The following is a 20,142-nucleotide window of genomic DNA, read 5'->3' on the forward strand; positions in this document are numbered from 1 at the left end:
AATTTAAAAACCGATATTTACACCCAAAGAATAAGTCTTGGGTTGAATACTATTCCCCAATTCAGGGTCGAAACCATGGAATTTTTTACTTGCAAGCACGAACAGATTATTCATCGTGGCGTTCAATGACATACTTTTTATTCCCCAGCGGGCACACCACGTTCCATCTATATTCCATGACAAAGACATTTGTTGGCAACGCAAAAAATCTGCACGAACAACCCGTAAATCCGAATTTTGCCACATACTATAAGGATCTACCGGAGTCCCGAATCCCGCACTTCCCTTATCCGGTAATGTTATGTATTCTTCTGTCTTACCCGTGTATACACTCGGTATACTGGTCGTTAACTCATCTCCCGGATGTTTCCAGCGTTTCAGTAACTCTTTGTCCAAGTTCACGTCAGAAGTCGGAATGCGTTGTCCTGCCGGGAAGGGATTAGGCAAACGTTTTTTCGCACCTAAAATTAGAGAGAAATTTGCCCCGAATGTCAAGCCTTTCCATCTCAAACGAGTAGTTAACCCTCCAGTGAAATCTGGTTCAGTTTTTCCTGAATACACAAGAAAATCCGTTATTTCAGAAACCGTTCTTAAAATAAGATTACCATCATCATCTTTTATATATTCCCCGTTCCCATCTTGTTCGTAAATCAAGTTAAATTCCGGCATTCCCGTGTCATGATTCAATCCTTTGTACGAGAAGGACCAGATACTCGATAGCGCATATCCTTTTTTCAATACCTTCGTACTACTTCCTTGCAAATAATCATGATAACTAAATACATCTATAGATTGTGTCTTGGCCTTATTCCAATTCTTCGAAGAATTTAACCCGATTGTCCATGCCCAATCTTTCGTACGTACAGGCGTAACATTTAAAGTATACTCAACTCCCGAATTCGTCATTCTCCCGCCATTTATCTCCATTGACGATCTACCGTATTCCAGTGCAATATCCTGGCTCACGATATTATTCGACCTTTTCCGATAATACTCCAACGTCATCGTAATCCATTGCAACAACTGGACGTCTACCCCCAGATTCCATGTTTTCGTGCGTTCCCAACTCAAATCCGGATTAGGCAACCGAGAAACCGTTGACGTAAAACTACCATAATACTCTTTCGTCTCTCCCATCTTCAGAATCAGTTCAGGACTTACAGAATTTACTGCATTTCCTTGTATACCATAAGAAACACGCAACAAAAACTGATTCAACACAGAAGAAATACTCTCCAACCACGATTCCCGAGCAACATTCCAAGACAAACCAAATGAATAAGTCGGATCAAAACGTTTATTCTGGTCTTGACCGAAACGATTGGATGCATCATTACGCATGCTGAAATTGAACACGTAACGATTCATAAAAGAATAAGCCAATGTAGCAAACACAGAAAATTGATTGCTCATTTGAGATACACGTCCCCATCCTCTGCCATTGTATAATACATTCAAAATACCCCAATCCCTTGTAGGATTATACCCGATAGCTTCCAATTTTTCAATAGGAGTCGGTTGAGTCACGGATTCACCTCGCTCTGCAGAGTAACCGAATGTCTTGTATGACCTGTTTTTTGTTAACGATGAAGAAGATTCCGTTCCTAACAAAATATTTATTCGATGCTTCTCTGCAAAAGTTTTTTGAACAGTCACTTTATTTTGAATATTCCACCCAGTGATTTCATCATTCTTGTTATACAACTCTCCCCCATACGGCAACATGGCAGCATTGTATTTCTCCGAACCGTATTCTTCCGTTCCATAGTCATATCCCCTATATTCTTTAGCGATATAATAGGTTTGAGCTCCCGCATATGATTCCGCATTCTTGTTTGAATTATTAATACCTCCCACAAATTCGTATTTCAACCAAGGGAAAATATCCCAAGAAAAATTCAAAGAACCGTTTATTGAAGATGTCCTATTTTTGGAATAACTGTGGTCTATCTCATTCAATATATTATATTTCAAATAAAGAGCATCTCTATTATTCAATTTATAGCTTGCCCCCTTATCTTGATAATACAAATCGCCATTATCATCATAAGCAGGCACAGCCCGACTCGTTGATTGCGCGTAACCTATCGGATTCACCTCTGCCGCGTAACCGAGATTCTTGTTTATTACCCCGGAGAGTATCACGTCAACACGTAACTTCGGATGTAGCTGAACTCCCAGATTCATCCGTCCGGAAAGATTTTTCACATCATTCTTTACTTCCACCCCCGCTTGGTCATTGTATCCTAAAGAAACATTGTAAGTAACCTTTTCCGTTCCTCCCGACATACTTAGGTTATGGTTGTGACTAAATGAATTTCGGGTTAATATTTCAAACCAATTCGTGTTCAGGGATGCCAACTTCTTTACCGCGACCTCCGCATCTACCGTCGTAATTTGTTTATCATAGAGCATTCGCATAATACCTTCATAAGTATTTATAGAAGCAGGTGGTACTTGCGTATAAAGAGCTCCTTGATCAAAAGCTTCTTTACTAAACTGTATTCGTTCCTCCGAATTCATCAGATTAAATTGCGCGTAATTAGGTTGAGCCCTAAAAGTGAACGTACAACCGTAGTTCACGGTCAAACGCCCTTTCTCTCCCTTTTTGGTCGTGATCACAATTACCCCATTGGCAGCTTTAGAACCATAAATAGCCGTAGCAGCAGCATCTTTCAGCACGGTAATAGTTTCAATATCGGCAGGATTCAACCACGAAATCTGATTTCCCAGAATATTTTTCAAATCGTCTACCATCGCATCACTGGTATTAATCGAAATCGGGTCCGGTTGAATAATTCCGTCTACTACCCACAAGGGATCTTGGTTACCCAATAATGTGGACGTGCCGCGAACACGAATCTTAGGCGATGTCCCTACGCGGGAACTCGTGTTCGTCACCATCATTCCCGCCACACGTCCTTGTAACATCTGATCGATCGAAGTATAGGAAGGCATCATTATATCAGAAGCTTTCACGGTAGTAACGGATCCCACGACATCACTTTTTCGCATCGTTTGATACCCGGTCACGACTACTTCCTCCACGGCAGTCACATCTTCTTCCATCACGAGATTTATCACGCTTTTCTCTTTACACGGGATTTCCTGAGTTTTCATTCCCACGAAAGAAAATATTAACACGGCATCCTCCTGCTTCGGGATCCAAACAGAATAATATCCCTTTGCATCTGTGGTGACCCCCATAGAAGTTCCTTTCAAAAGAACGGTTACCCCGGGCAACTCAATACTATCCACCCCGACAACCAGTCCACGGATTTGTCGCATATCCTGTTGACTTCGAATCTCTTGAACACGACGGATTATCACGTGTTTATCCCGAATTTCATACTTCAACCCGGTTCCCTTCAAACAATAATCTAGAATTTCCTGAATCGTCGCATTCTGAAACTTATAATCCTTCAGACCAATTCGTTGAATTTCCTGTGTATTATACACGAACGAATAATCACTATTCTTCTCGATGTGAAGATAAACCGTACTCACCGGCACATGTTTAAATTCAAACGTGAACCTTTTTTCTTGCGAGAATCCTCGCGAAGGCATACATAATAAAGTCATCAGCAACAAGACATTCAAGAGCCTCATCAGATGTTTCAATTTTTCTCGCGGGCATTTACCCGCATTCTCCGTTTTTTTCATAAATTTGCGTATTAATTGTACGTTAATTAATAATTACTTACGGGGAATTTGGGTGGTGCCTGTTCCCCGAAGTTTTTCTTAGCAAGCGCTTCTTACCGTAATAGCTCTTCCCTTTTGGGTAAATTGTATATTACCTGTCCGAGATAAAATATCCAGAATAACGCTTATATCATCATATTTTTTCAGTCTTGCAGTTAGTCTTTCATTACCGGCATCCGGGTTGAGGAAGAAACAATCGAAATCATACCATTTAGACAACTCGCTCATAATTTCGCTCAATGTCGCCTCGTTAAATATAAAATACCCGTCTTTCCATGAAGTAAAATAAATAGTTTCCACGTCCAATACCCGGGAATCCTCCTTGCCGATATTCACTTGTTGCCCCGGACGTATCAGATAAGCATTGCCCCGCTGATCTTCGACAGAAACGCTCCCTTGCACCAAAGTAGTCAGATTTGCCTCACCCGCGTAATCCCTTACGCAGAACTCCGTCCCCAAAACAGTCACAGCAGAGCGGGAAGTCTCCACGACAAAAGGCACATCCTCGTCACGAGTCACGTCAAAATAAGCCTCTCCCGTCAACTCCACTCTTCGCTCTTTTCCAATGAATTTCACGGGATAACGTAATTTTGTCCCGGCATTTAACCACACTTTTGTCCCGTCGGACAACACCAATTGAAATTCCGCCCCCCGCGGTGTTTCCATTATATTGTATTCAACCTCCGCGGGTGCAATGGAATCCGCCATCTCGTAAAAGACTTCCCCGTTTTCCTGTATCCGGATATTCATTGCTTTTCCCCTCAACAATGTATCCTGACTTTCCAAAGCCACTTTTTCACCCGTACCCAAAGTTAAAAATGCCCGACTCTTCCCCACGGATATAGATTGTTGCCGAGTGACAATACCCTGTTTCTCCGGTATTCCTACCCAATATGCCATGATGCCACCGATAGCAACAACCACTGCAACAGAAGCCGCTACAGCAACATATCGCCAATAGCCGCGTTTGGATTTTCTTACTCTTGCACGCACCTTTCCAAACGCATCTTCCAATTCCAACACTCTCGATCTATCCAATCTTTGTTCAAATGCCACCTCATCCAATAATGAAATAAACAAGCGTTTATTAGCCTCCGATTCATTTATCCAATCATCTAACACGCTTATCTGTCGAGGAGTCGCCTCATTCTTGATAAAAGCAACTATTATATCTGCAATCTCAAAATTCTTATCCATTTCTTATCTCTGTTTATAATACAAACACATCAAGAGATAAAAAGTGGTAAAAGAAACTCAAAAAATTCATAGATTATAGCGATACATCACTCCAATAGATCGGATTTCTAATAAAATAAGCTAGAAACCATACAGATAATATATAAAAACGTTCATTTAATAAAATTCAAAATTAGTGTTTTTTTATTTCTAAACAAGAGTATGAATGTATTTTCGATCTATTTCATAATCAAAGTCTTTCATTTACTTGATATCAAAATTCAACTAATGATTTTCAAGCACGAAAAGAGTATTATTAAATGAACATTTATTCATATTACACTTCAGAGGTGGATTAAACTGATAATGAAAAACTTCCGCAACATATACGACGAGTCCGAATATGAAATTCTATTTAAAGAATTTTATACCCCTTTAGTGCAATTCGCCTTTCAAATAATCAACGACAACGAGGCTGCAAAGGATATAGTTCAAGATTTATTCGTGCAACTTTGGGAAAAGGAACTCAAATTCACAAATGAATTAGTTCTCCGTACCTATTTATATCGCTCCGTACAACACAAATGTATAAACCACATCCGAAAGCAAAAGATACAACAACAACACGAGAAAAAAATATCCGATGAAATAGAAGAGCAAGAAAATCCTTCCGTGTTACACGTTCTCATTCGCGAAGAAGTATATCGTCAGCTATTAAATTCAATTGACCATCTCCCCCCGCAATGCAAAAAAATCTGCCTCATGACACTCGATGGGAAAAAAACTTCCGAAATCGCCCAAGAATTAGACCTTGCCGTGGACACCGTGAAAAAACAAAAAACGATAGCCTTAAAACGTTTACAAGATGAACTGGGGAACCTATCATCCATAGCCGTGATACTATATCTGGAAACATTATTATAAAATGAGGGGGTATTCCCCCCTCATCCTTGCTACCATGGGGCACTTCCGCCACTACTACTCATAAAATTACCGTACTTGAATATCACCTGTTTAATCTCTCCCAAATCAACATTATCGGGTGATTCGTACATATTTCCCGCTGCCCACGGATCCGGTGAACCCAACACTTGATCAATCGTGTAGAAAATAAAGATTTTTCCTCCCTCCAACGCTATCAACAACCGATCGCCATTGTAATCCGGGGTTAAATGTGTAATATTCTTATCAAAATCATGAATTTTCTTCACGATTTGTCGTATTCCCCCTGCTTCATTACGAAATTCACAATAGTACAGCGACTTCCCTTCCGCGAAGTACATGTAATTTCCACTTCTCAACATAGCATACACCGCTTGATCGGATACAATATCAGAACCGGCAAACAGCCACTTACCTCTATTCGACACGTTCATCGTCGCGTAATAATAGTCCTTGGACAACGAGAACTTTTGGACATAATACTCACCGTCTTTTTTGAATATACACCGGTAATGCCCGGTACCGTAATCACCTCTCTCGCATGTCGCCCAAACCAAGGAATAATCACCAAAATCCGTCAAATTCACGAACTCATCAGGATCTGTCGAATTATCCCGAATGACCCCCTGTAACCCCGCAGACGGATCTCCATTGGCAGCGATAGCCACGAATCTGTTATTCGCTTTATCGTGCATCAACTGCAAACCCACCCAAAAATAAGTAGCGGGTATTATCCTGTCAATATAAGTATTGGGCTTATCGAAATCAAAAGGAATATTCATAAAACGAGTCAGATGAAAACCTGTCGGCTGACTTGATTGTGGATAAATATACCGGGAATAAGCCTTCCCGTTATCACCTATCATTAAATCGACAACATTACCGAATAACAAAAGTTTCGGATACACACCCTCCGGATAACCTCCATAAAATTCCTCTTCCAAAGCAACCTCTTTATTCCACAACGTACCGTTCAAAGAAACACATCCACCTCCCTCTTGAAGTATCGTCAACTCGTCCCCTCCATTATTAGGAGTTGTAAAATTCTCCGTGATATAATACGGTTTCCGTCCTAAAGGATCGCCCGGATGCAAGGAACTGTAAAGATTATAAAAAGGAAGATAGTAAAAAGGCTCATCCGTGGGCTTTTCCAATCGCAAATAATGAAGCTCAGTCGCCCCGTCGCTCTTTTCCGCCAAAAGAACAAAGCCATACTTATACGGGGAGTCTATCTGCAAGGCCACCCCGTTACGATCATAATACACCTGCCCGGACTTCCGGTCTGTCACGAACAGATTTAGTGAATAAATTTCACATTTCCCTTGATGCGTGTATCTCAACACACGCTCACGCGAAATAACCATCGTATCGATTTTCCAAGTGTAATCAAACTCTAACGTATCCGACGGGTTTTGGAATGTCAATTCAGGAACAATCACAAGCTCTTCACCAAGATAACCGTAAATCGTGTACGTGTTCGCCGGTTTCAAATTAACAATCACTTCGTTAACTTCCGCGTAATCATAGTTTCCCTTGTCCTCGTAGCATCCGCTTAATAACCACGAAAACACTATTCCCCAAAATATAATCGCTATTCTCATCATATATTCCATTTAATCAACTTCCAATTACTGTAACAGTCATTTTCGTGTGCCCGTCCTTCTCGTACACGGTTTCATCGTTTGCCTCTTTTTCATTCAAATGTTTTTTCAAAAGCAACGCGTTGAAACGGCAGTCCACGGCATCCTCCGGATTCAAATACCCGACCCCGGTAATTTCAATAAACAAACGATACTTTTCATCTGAATAGGTACCCAAATAACTATTCACGATTACACTATTCCACCAATCCGGTTTAGAAATCTTATCATTTATCCAGATAATGCGAGCGATATGGGATGTTTCCCCAAGCATAAAATCCCGAGTCGGTTCCAGACGCACGGTCAGTCTTACCGGTGTCGTTTGTAAATCCGGAGTTTTAACAAGTTTCACAACCAACTCGCATTGTTCCTCGTTTTTTCCCAGCACACAACGTTCCGGCAGTATATAATTTCCCGAGGCGGCAGTCGTGTAATCATCCACGACAACAACCTTGTACTCTCTCTCCCTGTCCTCCGGAAGCCCGACCAGTTTCACGCCTAAACCGTAATCTATCGTATCCCGGTTCGGGTAAAAAGTAAAAGAAAACTCTAAAGAATCCGCCATCTTACCCGTGAACTGAATGTAGGCATCATTACCATAAGTCATGATATGTTCCCGCTCGCAACCCGAGAAGAGATACAACATTCCTAATATCAATAGTATTCGTTTCATAAATTCTTCCATTAAATTAATAAGACGTTTCATTATTAGGATATTCGGCAATAAACTTATCCGCTGTCATCGGAATATCCCTATCCCCGTTAAAAATATCATGATTCAATCGCTTGTACATGAAAAACGTTTGCCCCTCTGTCAACCCTTCGCGAATCATATCGTACACCAACTTTTCCTTCAAGTCATCCGGATCATCCGGCAAAGCATACTCCTTCACGCCCCGCTGGATTCTCAACGTGGAGAACAACGCTTTCGCCTCCACGATCTGTCCCTTGTTAATCAGACACTCGATCATGATGTGGTACATCTCCGGAAAACGGACCACGGGAATAAGCGGACACTGATGGGTAATATTCGTGGTTACGGTACCACTCATATTAGTTATAGATGCGATAGGACGTTCCCACACCAGATAGCGGTGATTATCATTATACCGGTTATAAAATTTATAACGATAATCATCCGTTTCCAACCCGAAAAGTTTCTCCATTTCATTCATTCTAAAATAATGATCATACGAAGCTGCCTTCTCGAAATTCTCCAGATTATCTTTATTATAGAATCCCAACAGAAGCTCTTCCCAGCGTTTGGGATCGGACATTTCCGGATACGCATCATAATTCCCGTGATTATTGGCAGGTGTCCACTTAAACCATCCCGTATCCACGAATCGTTTGATAGCCTCCGCATTTTTATAAGCCATCTCCTCGTTACCCATCCACATGTATATCCGTGCCAACAAAGCGGTAGCCCCCCAATAATTCATTCGCAATCCCCGGTAATTCAAGAAATCATCTCCTCCTAACGGGGTTGCATGAGCTCCCGACGTAAAACGATGTTGCCTTCCTTTCGTCCATGCCACGAATTTCAAGGTATCCAAAGGTCCCAACTTCTCCTGCGCGAACTCCATATCCGAAACAATATTCTCAAGCACTTGCTCCATGGTCATTCGCTCCGGCTGATGCTCCGGATACCTCGTCACGTAAGGAATTGCCGGACTGCCTTGATTCGTTCCCGAGGGCACCGGGCAAAACAAGCGTAACATATCAAAATGCAACAACGCCCGCAAGCCGCGCATCTCGGCAAGAATCAACTGTTTCTCTATATCCTTGTTATTAAAAAAAGAACTATCCTTCTTCTCCACCTGCTGTATGATATTATTACAACTGGCTATCACATTATAGGCTTTCGCCCATGTACTTTCCGTCACCTCCTGTACACTCGAATTTTTCCAATTATAATTAGAAGCCTCCACCAACTCCGTGGGCAACCCCGAAGTAAGGTAATTCCGGGCTAAAGCACTGGTAAATCCCCAGCTCAAGTTCTTCCCGTACAAATTCGTGACACTAATTTCCCGGTACACACCGTTCACTGCCATTTGCACCCCGGTATAATCGCCGAAAATCTCCTCTTCCAGTAACACACTGTCGGACTTTATATCCAGCCAATCATTGCACGATGTCAACACCATCGCCGCCAACAACCACTGCATCAATCTCTTCATTTTCATTTCACTCTATTTTTTAGATTAGAAACTTGCATTTAAAGTAAAAGTAAAGGTTCTGGCAAAAGGATAACTTAACCCCATCTCCCGCTTGATAGAAGAAACCGTGGCTATATCATTCATGCTAAACTGAAGCCTTAACATATCCAGACCGATACGTTGAATTAAACCACGATTGAAATCATATCCCACGTTCAACGAATTGAACGTCAAAGTACGGTCTTTTTGCACGAACCGGGAAGTCGGACGGGTAATATAATAACGATCCTTCAAAGACTTCAAAGAAGTCACGTCCCCCGGCTTCTGCCAACGTTGGGAAAGCACCCGGCGATCTGCGTTATTCCGCCACAAATTGACATTTTCCACGTTATCCACCAACGTCTGGTTATACTTGTCACCCCCGAATTCAAACATAAATGTGGTATAGAAAGTAAAGTTCATAAACCGTACATTAATACCCAGCGAACCATTTCCCCAAGGTTCGGTATCCCCTATCTTCTGTTGTTCATAAGTTGACCACTCGTAACTGATAGTTCCGTCACGCTTGAGATAGATTTCCTGCCCGTCAGCCGGATTTATCCCTTTTGACTTCATCCCGTAAATCGACGTCGTTGAATTACCCGCCTCATACTTCATCACCGGCTTCGAGTACACCCGGTTATCATCCGCTGTCCACAGAATAGAAGTCAACGGGGAATTGGCATCGGCATTGGCATATTTCTTAAAATGCTCGTCTACCCGGTCATTATATTCCTCCAGAGCCTTAGACAACTTTAGAATCTTATTTTCATTATGTGACAGAGAACCGTATATCACGATATCCAACTTCTTGGAAGTATAAGGTTTCACGTTCAGATAGAACTCCATACCCCTGTTCTGGATCTCTCCGGCATTACTCTTGTAACTGGAAAAACCTGCGGAAGCCGGTAAAGAAACATCCGTGATACCGTCAATCGTCTTCCGGTTATACCAGTTAAACCGACCGAACAAAATTCCATGAAAAACACCGACTTCCATCCCCAGATCCCAAGAAAGCGTTTTCTCCCACGTCAACTTATCATTTCCCATGGCAATCAAAGTTGCCCCGATTCCGGTAGGATACCATTGATCCAGCTTGGTTTCGAAAGAATGTCGGGCGGCATAAGGCGGGAAGTTCAACTTACCCGTCTGCCCGTAAGTAGCTTTTACCTTCAATTGATCCAAGAAACTCCATTGTTCGGCGAACGCATACTTGTGGATATTCACCCCGGCACCGGAAGACCAGAAAGGTCCCCATTTCTTATCGCTCCCGAATTCGGACGAACCGTCACCCCGGAAAGAAAAATCAAACAAATAAATATCATCATAACTATAATTCAACGTGGTAAAGAAACCAAACAAACGGGTTTTATTATCCGTTACCGTGGGTTTCTTCACGATCTCGTAGGCATAAGAAATCGCGTGACGTTTGGCATTGGGAAAACCTTTGTACGCGGACTCCTCGAATTCTCTCTGATCCTCCTTCACGTTGATACCCACCGACAGATTGACATTGTGCTTTCCCAAACTTCGGTTGTACGATGTAAATAAATTCACGTTCCATCCAAAACTCTTCGTTTCGGTCAGATTCCGCTCTCCCTTGGTAAAAGCGGAAGCCGTCACGCTATAAGAGGAAGAAGCCGGATCCGTGAACTTATCCGTATCCGAAATATTATAATTCAAAGCCAACTGCCCCTTAATCTGCCAATAATTATTGATATACCAGTTTATCGTCAAATTATTCGTCCAATCCTTATACCCTGCCTTGGAATAATTTCCCAACCTTGCCTCGTACAAAGGATTTTTCTCTATCGTTCCGGTCAAACCATAGCTAGGCAACGTTTGTACATAATTCCCGTCCTTATCCACCCACTCGTCATAGGGATGACGCCGGGTATAATCGGCAAAAGTACCATAAGGAGAATCCTTCGTACGCGTGATATCGAAAGTCGTTTGATTCCTCACCTGCAATCCCTTATACCGGTAATCCAACGCGAACCCGGCACCCAACCGATTCCGGTAGGAATCCTTCATCACACCGTTTTGATTATTATAACGCAAATCTATACCAAAACGCACGCTCTCGCTTCCACCCTCCACATAAACACTATGGTTAGCATTAACCTCCGTCCGCAAAGGTTGCGACAACCAATAATTATCCACCCCCTTGGAAACCTTATTGAGTTTCTCTATATAATATTGATTCTTAATTCTTATCTGCGCTATCGGTGTCTGAGAAGCATCTCCCGGATCATAATCAAACAACCCGGCTGCCACCTCGGTTTCCAAGGCTTCCTTGGCATTCATCATATTGTAAGACGACAAATCCGGGGCGGTAATACTCAAATTCCCGCTATAACTAATCCGTAACTCTCCCGGGGCAGGAGCCACCGATTCAATCACGATCACCCCGTTAGAAGCCCGGGAACCATACATGGCTGTTGCCGCCGCATCTTTCAGAATCGTAATATTGGCAATCCTGTTAATATCAAAATCATACACCTTCTCAACACTCACCTCGAAACCATCCAAAATAAAAATAGGAATATTCGGATTGCTCGTCAAAGCGAATTTCGCAACACTGGAAGAACTTCCCATCTCATCCAACTCCTTCACGCTGGCTATTCCCGAACGCCCCCGCACGTAAAACTCCGGCAAGGTATTCGGGTCGGAACCCATCTCGTTATTTTTGACCAACCGCAACGAAGGATCGAATACCGCCAAGGCACTTATCAAATTAAAAGAGGACACTTTCAATATCTCCTCCCGGCTCACTTGCGTGGCAGAACCCGTGAAACTGGATTTCTTGATATTGGCATATCCCGTCACGACCACCTCTTCCACGCTTTTCACATCCTCCCGCATCACCACGTTGATCGTGTCTTTTCCCGAGTATTTCACCTCTTGAGTCTCCATACCCAAAAACGAGAAAAGTAAAGAAAAACCCTCCATCCGGGGTAACGTCAAAGCGTATTTACCATCCATATCCGTGGCGGTACCCACGGTTAATCCTTTCACCAAAACGGTCACGCCCGCCAGTGGCAGTTTCTTCTCGTCGGTCACCTTCCCCACGATCCTTATCTCCTTCTTCTCGTCCGTTATCGGTTTGAAAGTCACCACGATCAAATTATTCATGATCTCCCACCGGTAATCTTTTCCCAGTAACTTTCCCAAAACTTCTCCCAACTCCTTGTCCTCCACGGAAAGCGAAACCTTACGTTCCACGTCCAACGCCTTGTCATTGAAAAAGAAATACAAACTCGTCTGCTTCTCCAATTCTTTCAGTACTTTCGAAAGTACCTCGTTCTCGCATTTTAGCGACACTTTCTGCTGTTGAGAGTAAGTTGCCGCACTCACGTGTATAAAACACACGCACAGAATAAAAAATGTTAATTTCATAACACGAAGCATTTTTTTTAATAAAAAACTTGACCTAGCAACGTGTAATTGCTTTTTTTTCATAAATTTGAACTTTAAAGTTAGACAATATCCGGGTTTGCTACCAACAAATTACCGGAACATGAAACTTACCGATAGACGCTACCAACAACTATCGGTAATTTTTTATATTACAGTCTGGTGACGACTACATTCCTGTCTTTCAGAGAAAAACGGACATCTACCACCTTTTCGATCACCTTGAACGTTTCCGCTGCCGGCAGATTCTTATCAATCATCCCCGTAAAAGTGTACTCCTCGATTCCACTACCGAAAAAAGTAACCTTTAAACCATACCAACGCTCCATTTGAATCATAATATCCCGTAGTGACATTTTGTTGAAAATAAACATACCGTCTTTCCAACTGGTATACTCCCGCACGTCGACTTCCCTCACGTGAATATCACCATTCACGCACGCGGCCTGTTCCCCGGGCGACAATACCACCCGTTTCGTCCCGCTCGTCACTTGTACCTTACCGCTCGCCAACGTGGTTTGTATATCCGGTTTTTCCGGGTAAGCATTTATATTGAAACTCGTCCCCAACACCTCCACTTCCATATTCCGGACTTCCACCTTAAAAGGATGCTCCTCATCTCTGACCACTTCAAAGTAACCTTCTCCCTCCAAGTACACTTTCCGTTCCGCTCCCCCGAAAGTTACCGGGTACCTCAACTTACTACCGGAATTCAAATACACCACGCTCCCGTCGGAAAGCTGCAAACGGAAATCGGCAGCTACCGGAATTTCAAGAGTATGATATCGCCGAACCGTGTCATCCTCGGCTTTTGTTTCATAAACCAATCCCTTCGTACTATCCTGCCGTATCTCCACCATACTCTCTCTCGTCAGATACTTCTGTTGCATTTCCCTCAGATTCAACTCCGAACCGTCGGACAATGTCAGAAGAATAGCATTCTTGGGACGCTCAAACGACACGGGCATTTCACCGGACGGCTTATCCCGATTTAACAGGAACACCCCGCTTAAAAGTAATATAAACGGCAAAATAATCACGGCAGCATACCTTAATACCCGCCGTATCTTGTGACGCCGCACGATAACCGGGTCTTTCACTACCCGATTCCATATCCCGTCATAATCGGGTTCCGGCATAGACGTCAAGTCATACAGCTTCTCTATCGCCTCCCGCACATCCGGATCTATCTTCTTTTCCGGGGAATACTCATTGGGATACAATACATTCCATAATCTCTCGAACAATTCATCCTTTGTTTTCATGAATACATTCATTTTTCGTTGCATAATAAATGCACTCGAACTGCCCGAAAGGGTGAAAAGATTATAACATTTTTTTCAAGGAAAGTAAAAATAACATAGTAAGCGCCATATTGTCGGGATTATTCTGCACCGACTCCTTTATTTTCTTATAGGCTATCCTGACCTGAGATTTCACTGTATTCACGGCAACTCCCATGGATTCCGCCGTTTCGGCATAACTCACTCCCTCGATTACCGCCATCACGAATATCTTGCGGCATCCCTCCGGCAAAGAATCAACCACCGAGCGAATAGCCTCGATCTTTGGCGTTATATCCTCCTCCTCTTCGTTCAGGAACACTTGTTCCCGAATAATATCCGCTTCCTTTTCCGCCCGCACCTTCTGGTGACGCATATAATTCAACACGTAATTCCTAACCATTTTCCGCAAGTAATTCACGAGCGAATGTTTCACGTTTATCTGTTCCCGGTGACTCCACAAATAAACAAAACTCTCCTGCACGGCATCTTCCGCCACCGCTTGATCACGACTTAATCCCAACGCGACAAAATACAACTCCCGGGAATAATCACGAAACACTTTTTCAAAAGCCTTCACATCCCCGGCAATCAGTCGCTGCACCGTATTTTGTTCATCTGTCATATCCAACATCCTTTGGAAAAGCAAAGATAAAATTAAATTTTAAATATCAATAACCAACATCTGTTAAACAGAAAATTCTTGTCTACATTCAATAAATCTACCTGTTGAATTTCCAAGGTAATCCTACCGTAATACAACCCCTACTCCGTCACAAAATACTTCTACCCCTCTTATCTCCCCGTTGGCAAAGGACGCGATAACCGCCTTACATCCGGCTGATAAGCAAGTTGAGGTAGTATTACCTTAGGATAACGAGAGAATTTCCGTGAAAAAAGATAAATTTACAGAAAGCAAATCGACAACATTGCACAAAAAAATATACTTTTGACGTGAAATTAAAATAACACTAAAGATAAAACACATGGGGCTATTTAGTAAACTTAGAGGCGAGTTTATTGACATCATCGAATTCTTGGACAACACCCAAGACACCATCGTGTACCGTTTCGAAAGACATGGCAACGAGATAAAAAACAACGCTAAACTTATCGTCCGGGAAGGACAAACGGCTGTTTTTGTCAACGAGGGACAAGTAGCGGATATATTCACCCCGGGAACTTATACCCTTAACACCGAGAACCTCCCGATATTAAGCACGTTGAAGGGCTGGAAATACGGTTTCAACAGTCCGTTCAAGGCTGAAGTTTACTTCGTGAGCACGAAAAACTTCTTGGACCAGAAATGGGGAACAAAAAACGCCATTATCCTAAGCGATAATCGATTCGGGATGGTTGAAATACGGGCATTCGGAATATACTCGTTCAAGATTACCGATGCTCCCGTTTTTATCCGGGAGATCGTGGGCACAAACCAATCGTTTACCACCCGGCATATCAGCGAACAATTGAAGAGTATCATCGTCACCCGTTTCTCCGATGCCACGGGAGAGTCAAATTTACCGATCGAGAATTACGCTTCCAACTTGAACGAATTATCGGAAGCCATCTTCGGTTACATGCAAAGTGACTTTGCCGCCTACGGCATGGAAGTAACAAAATTCCTGATTGAAAACATCTCCATGCCCGAAGATGTGAAAAAAGAGATATTCGAACTCAGCCGTCTGGAAAAAATCGACTTGGATAAATTGACTAAACTAAAAGCCGCCAAAGCCATGGAAGCTGCCGCGGAGAATCCGTCGGGCACAGCCGGAATGGGCGTCGGTCTGGGAGCGGGTATAGCAATGGCTCAACAGATGACTCAAAACATGATGAACCCGTCGGACAGACAAAACGGGCAGAATACCCCTGCCACTCCCCCGCCATTACCGGGAGAAACACTGTACTACGTCGCCATCAACGGTCAACAGTCCGGTCCCTATAACCTCGCGCAATTACTCGAACTGGTAAAGCAACAAGTTCTGAACCGGGATTCTCTGGTATGGAAAAACGGATTACCGGAGTGGGTTCCGGCCGGAGAGCAAGCTGACTTACAAAGTTTATGGACAACAACACCCCCGCCGCTTCCAAAACAGAAATAAAGTATGACGGAAGAAACCGAGGACAACCGGACGATCGGTGACACATTCCCGTGTGAATGTTGCGGAGCCGTGCTAAAATACAAACCGGGAACAACATTCCTGCATTGTGAATATTGCGGGTCGGACACCCCAATCCAAACGAAAGTGGTGGTCAATATCAACGAACTGGACTACATGCAACACATCCGACACGTTGAAGAACTCAACACGCACAACACAAACATCATCAAATGCCGGAAATGTGGCGCCGAATCGACATTCGACGAAAACATGAAATCCATGGAGTGCCCCTACTGCGGTACTCCCTTGATTGAAGCCGACGCACATTATGAACGACTGTTCAAACCATCCTACCTGCTACCATTCCAAATCTCCGGTAAAGAAATTGACGACTGCCTCCACAAATGGTTACGGAAATTATGGTTCGCACCCGGTAACTTGAAACAACAAGCCCGTTGCTCCGAAAAAATGCAAGGCGTGTATATCCCTTGTTGGACATACGACGCGCAAACGGAAACCCAATACACGGGACAACGGGGTGTTACCTACACGACCTCGGTAGGAACAGGCAAAAACCGACGCACGGTAATCCGCACGGCGTGGAGTTACCGCGACGGAAACATATCCCTCTTTTTCGACGATGTAATGGTTCCGGCGTCCAAATTAATCGCCTCGGGAACCGTGGCAAAAATCGAAGACTGGGACACGGAAAACCTCGTGGAAATGGACAACCGTTTCCTAAGCGGGTTCATCACGGAAAAATACATCATCAACCTCACCCAAGGATTCGAGATTGCCCAAGGCAAAATGGCAACACAAATAGACTCTGCCATCCGACGGGACATCGGTGGCGACAAACAGCGGATTTTATCAAAAAACACACGGTACGACAACATCAAATTCAAATTGATATTACTGCCTGTTTACATGTCGTCTTACTTGTATGGCAAAAAAGTATACCACTTCTTCGTGAACGGAAGAACGGGAGAAGTCACGGGGGATCGCCCCTACAGTACCCTGAAAATCGTGTTCACAATCCTCTTGGGACTTTTGCTAATCGGGGGAATAATATACTACAACCGGTAAGCAAATTATCTATTTCCACCGCGAATTTCTTCAATAACCAACTCTATCGCTTTCACGGTAGCTTTGCCGATATTCCTTTCCCGCGTAAAAGAAAAGGTGAACTTACGGGCGACCGTCCTTCCCGGTCCGGCAACACCGATCCAGACCGTACCGATCGGTTTCTCCGGCGTACCACCCGTGGGTCCCGCAATGCCGGACGTGGACACCCCGTAGTCGGTTCCAATCAGGCGGCGTACACCTTCTGCCATTTGTCGCACCACGGGTTCGCTAACGGCACCGAATTGTTCCAGATCCTCCCGGCTCACACCAAGCACCCGTTCCTTCACGTCATTAGCATAAGCGACCACGCTTCCCCTGAAATAAGCCGAAGCCCCGGCAATGGAAGTCAATTGGGCGGCAATATTCCCACCCGTGCAACTCTCGGCGGTAGCGATCGTCCTTCCTTTCATCAACAGTAACTCTCCCAATTCCCGCTCCGTCCCCCCGTTCTCTCCTTCCGTGTAATGCAATCCCTCCAGTGTTTCTTTCAACCCGTCGAAACGGGTATCCAAATTATACACCTGCTTTCCTTTCGCCGTCAATCGCAACATAACAAATCCCGGGGAAGGCAGATAAGCCAGACTGAATCCCTCGGGAAGCGTTTCTTCCCATTGACTCAATCGGATAGCCAATTCCGACTCCGGGATATCGTACACCTTCAGCATCCTGTAATCCAGTTGCAGGTGCGGGAACAAGTGTTGCAATCCCGGAACCACACTTTGCATCATCAAATCCTCCATCTCGAAAGGCACGCCCGGCAAAGAAACCAATACTTTCCCGTCCCGTTCGAACCACATGCCGGAAGCCGTCCCCTTGCGATTGAACAGAATCTTTGCCGATTCGGGTTGAAGAGCCTGACCGCGATTCGCCTCATTCATACTCATTCCCCCGTTCTCCAACAACTTCTCGATCCACTTCAACACCTCCTCGTTCATCACCAAGCGGGTATTGAAATAATCCGCCAACACCTTCTTCGTCACGTCATCTTTCGTCGGTCCGAGCCCACCGGTCACGATAACCAGCTCCGCCCGCTTCATGGCGTAATCCACCCAATGGCATATCTCCTCCCGATCGTCGGCAATAGATAAAATATCAATCACTTCCGCCCCGAGGCGAGTCAATTGTTTCGAAATATATTGTGAATTGGTATCCAGTATCTGTCCTAACAGGATTTCATCACCGATTGTAATAATGATCGCTTTCATGGATTTACATTTTTATTCGTGAATACGTTTAATTGCCTTAATCCGTTTCAATAAAGAAGGATGAGAATAATGAATATACTCGTACAGCGGGTGAGGCGTCAGATTGCTCAAAGACTTCACCGATATTTTCTTCAATCCCGACACGAGATACTCCCCCTCGTAATGAGTCCCGGCGAAAGCATCCGCCTCGTACTCGTTCTTCCGTGACCACACGTTCATGCCGATACTCAAAATCAAGTTAACCGGAGAATAAAGTATAGCGAAAGCCATCAATCCCAACTGGAAATATGCCTTATCGCCTCCTAACGCCCCGGACAATGCCGCATTGTTGACACACAGGGAAAACAGCCAGAGTATAATACCCGTTTGCACTATCGAAAGTCCCATGGACTGTAACGTGTGCCGTTTCTTGTAATGCCCGATCTCGTGCGCCAGCACGGCAACGATCTCCTCTTCCGTCAAATCGTCAATCAACGTGTCGTACAACACCACCCGTTTCTTGGGTCCCAGTCCCGTGAAATAAGCGTTAGCCTTTGTCGAACGTTTCGAGCCGTCGATCACGTATATATTATCCAACTTGAATCCCACCTTCCCGGCAAACGCCTGAATCTTATCCCGCAAACACCCCTCTGGCAAAGGAGTCTGTTTATTAAACAGAGGCACTATCAACTGGGAATAAAACATCCCCATGAAAAGCGAAAACACGATCACGACTCCCCACGCGTACAACCAGAAAGAAGCGCCCGCCCACGTGTAGAACCACACGACAAGCGCCAGCAACACGCCTCCCATGACAAGAGAAACCAGTAATTCCTTCACGGCATCGAGCCAGAAAATCTTCCTCGTGGTTTTATTGAACCCGTATTTTTCTTCAATATGAAAGGTAGCGTAATAGTCGAAAGGGATATCCAGCACGGATGAAGCCAAAGACAACCCGACCACGAAAAGAAGCGTCTGCCACACGGCACTATCGGTCACGGACACCACCCAATCATTGTACCACCCGAAACCGCCCGCCAGAAGAAAAATCATCATCACGGCAAAGCCGAACCCGGAACTCCAACTGTCCAACCGTCCGTTTTCCCGCTTGTACGACTGGAAACGCCCGTATTCCCTCTCGTCATAGATACCCTTCAGACTCTCGGGTAACACGGGCGACATATGCTTAAAATTCAAATGTTCCAGCACCCGTTCAAGGATAAAATCCAGACACAGGAAAACAACAATAACAATAAATATCATTTTACCTCCGGTAAAGTTACAGGTTACATTTGCCACAAGCGGCAAGTTACAAGTTTAAATTCTTGAACAAAGATACAACAAATTTCATAACCTGCAACTTGCCCTTTTAG

The 20,142-nt window shown here is 44.0% G+C and carries 13 protein-coding genes; 3 read left to right on the forward strand and 10 right to left on the reverse strand.

All coding sequences use genetic code 11. The features are described from left to right. Positions 1 to 3 precede the first annotated feature (3 nt). Both CS948_RS16435 and CS948_RS16440 read right to left on the reverse strand, forming a co-directional pair. Positions 4 to 3,663, reverse strand: a complete 3,660-nt coding sequence (locus CS948_RS16435) for a SusC/RagA family TonB-linked outer membrane protein (RefSeq protein WP_255302049.1) — start codon at positions 3,661 to 3,663, stop codon at positions 4 to 6. Positions 3,664 to 3,741: 78 nt separating this feature from the next. Beyond that, on the reverse strand, positions 3,742 to 4,899 hold the full coding sequence (locus CS948_RS16440; protein WP_099292816.1) for a FecR family protein: 1,158 nt from the start codon (positions 4,897 to 4,899) through the stop codon (positions 3,742 to 3,744). 345 nt (positions 4,900 to 5,244) lie between these two features. Between CS948_RS16440 and CS948_RS16445 the strand changes: the two genes are divergently transcribed. Then, complete coding sequence (locus tag CS948_RS16445) at positions 5,245 to 5,802, forward strand: RNA polymerase sigma-70 factor (protein WP_099292818.1); 558 nt, start codon at positions 5,245 to 5,247, stop codon at positions 5,800 to 5,802. A gap of 29 nt (positions 5,803 to 5,831) precedes the next feature. On the opposite strand, the gene CS948_RS16450 is transcribed toward CS948_RS16445, so the two are convergent. From CS948_RS16450 to CS948_RS16475, 6 genes are all read right to left on the reverse strand, one after another. After that, positions 5,832 to 7,421 carry a PKD-like family lipoprotein gene (locus CS948_RS16450; RefSeq protein WP_176555089.1) on the reverse strand — a complete coding sequence of 530 codons (1,590 nt, stop codon included), beginning with the start codon at positions 7,419 to 7,421 and terminating at the stop codon, positions 5,832 to 5,834. Between the two features lie 16 nt (positions 7,422 to 7,437). Continuing rightward, positions 7,438 to 8,133, reverse strand: a complete 696-nt coding sequence (locus tag CS948_RS16455; RefSeq protein ID WP_176555090.1) for a DUF4843 domain-containing protein — start codon at positions 8,131 to 8,133, stop codon at positions 7,438 to 7,440. Between the two features lie 16 nt (positions 8,134 to 8,149). Beyond that, positions 8,150 to 9,646 (reverse strand): RagB/SusD family nutrient uptake outer membrane protein, encoded by a 1,497-nt coding sequence (locus tag CS948_RS16460; RefSeq protein WP_255302050.1) that lies wholly within the window; start codon positions 9,644 to 9,646, stop codon positions 8,150 to 8,152. Between the two features lie 18 nt (positions 9,647 to 9,664). Continuing rightward, positions 9,665 to 13,057, reverse strand: a complete 3,393-nt coding sequence (locus CS948_RS16465; protein WP_099292824.1) for a SusC/RagA family TonB-linked outer membrane protein — start codon at positions 13,055 to 13,057, stop codon at positions 9,665 to 9,667. 170 nt (positions 13,058 to 13,227) lie between these two features. Beyond that, positions 13,228 to 14,340, reverse strand: coding sequence for a FecR family protein (locus tag CS948_RS16470; RefSeq protein ID WP_255302051.1), 1,113 nt, complete (start codon positions 14,338 to 14,340; stop codon positions 13,228 to 13,230). 61 nt (positions 14,341 to 14,401) lie between these two features. Further along, entirely contained in the window at positions 14,402 to 14,983 is a 582-nt protein-coding gene (locus tag CS948_RS16475) for an RNA polymerase sigma factor (RefSeq protein ID WP_176555091.1), read from the reverse strand. Between the two features lie 361 nt (positions 14,984 to 15,344). On the opposite strand from CS948_RS16475, the gene CS948_RS16480 reads away from it, so the two are divergent. Together CS948_RS16480 and CS948_RS16485 are read left to right on the forward strand one after the other, a co-directional pair. Beyond that, complete coding sequence (locus CS948_RS16480) at positions 15,345 to 16,460, forward strand: SPFH domain-containing protein (RefSeq protein ID WP_099292828.1); 1,116 nt, start codon at positions 15,345 to 15,347, stop codon at positions 16,458 to 16,460. A gap of 3 nt (positions 16,461 to 16,463) precedes the next feature. Continuing rightward, positions 16,464 to 17,546, forward strand: a complete 1,083-nt coding sequence (locus CS948_RS16485; RefSeq protein WP_099292831.1) for a hypothetical protein — start codon at positions 16,464 to 16,466, stop codon at positions 17,544 to 17,546. Positions 17,547 to 17,551: 5 nt separating this feature from the next. On the opposite strand, the gene CS948_RS16490 is transcribed toward CS948_RS16485, so the two are convergent. After that, the gene (locus tag CS948_RS16490; protein ID WP_099292835.1) at positions 17,552 to 18,790 is read right to left on the reverse strand and encodes a competence/damage-inducible protein A; all 1,239 of its coding nucleotides are present in this window, start codon (positions 18,788 to 18,790) and stop codon (positions 17,552 to 17,554) included. Between the two features lie 12 nt (positions 18,791 to 18,802). After that, a complete protein-coding gene (locus CS948_RS16495) occupies positions 18,803 to 20,068 on the reverse strand; it encodes a M48 family metallopeptidase (protein WP_369689227.1) in 1,266 nt (421 codons plus the stop codon). Positions 20,069 to 20,142: the final 74 nt, after the last annotated feature.

The organism is Butyricimonas sp. Marseille-P3923, assembly GCF_900184685.1.
Classification (GTDB): domain Bacteria; phylum Bacteroidota; class Bacteroidia; order Bacteroidales; family Marinifilaceae; genus Butyricimonas; species Butyricimonas muris.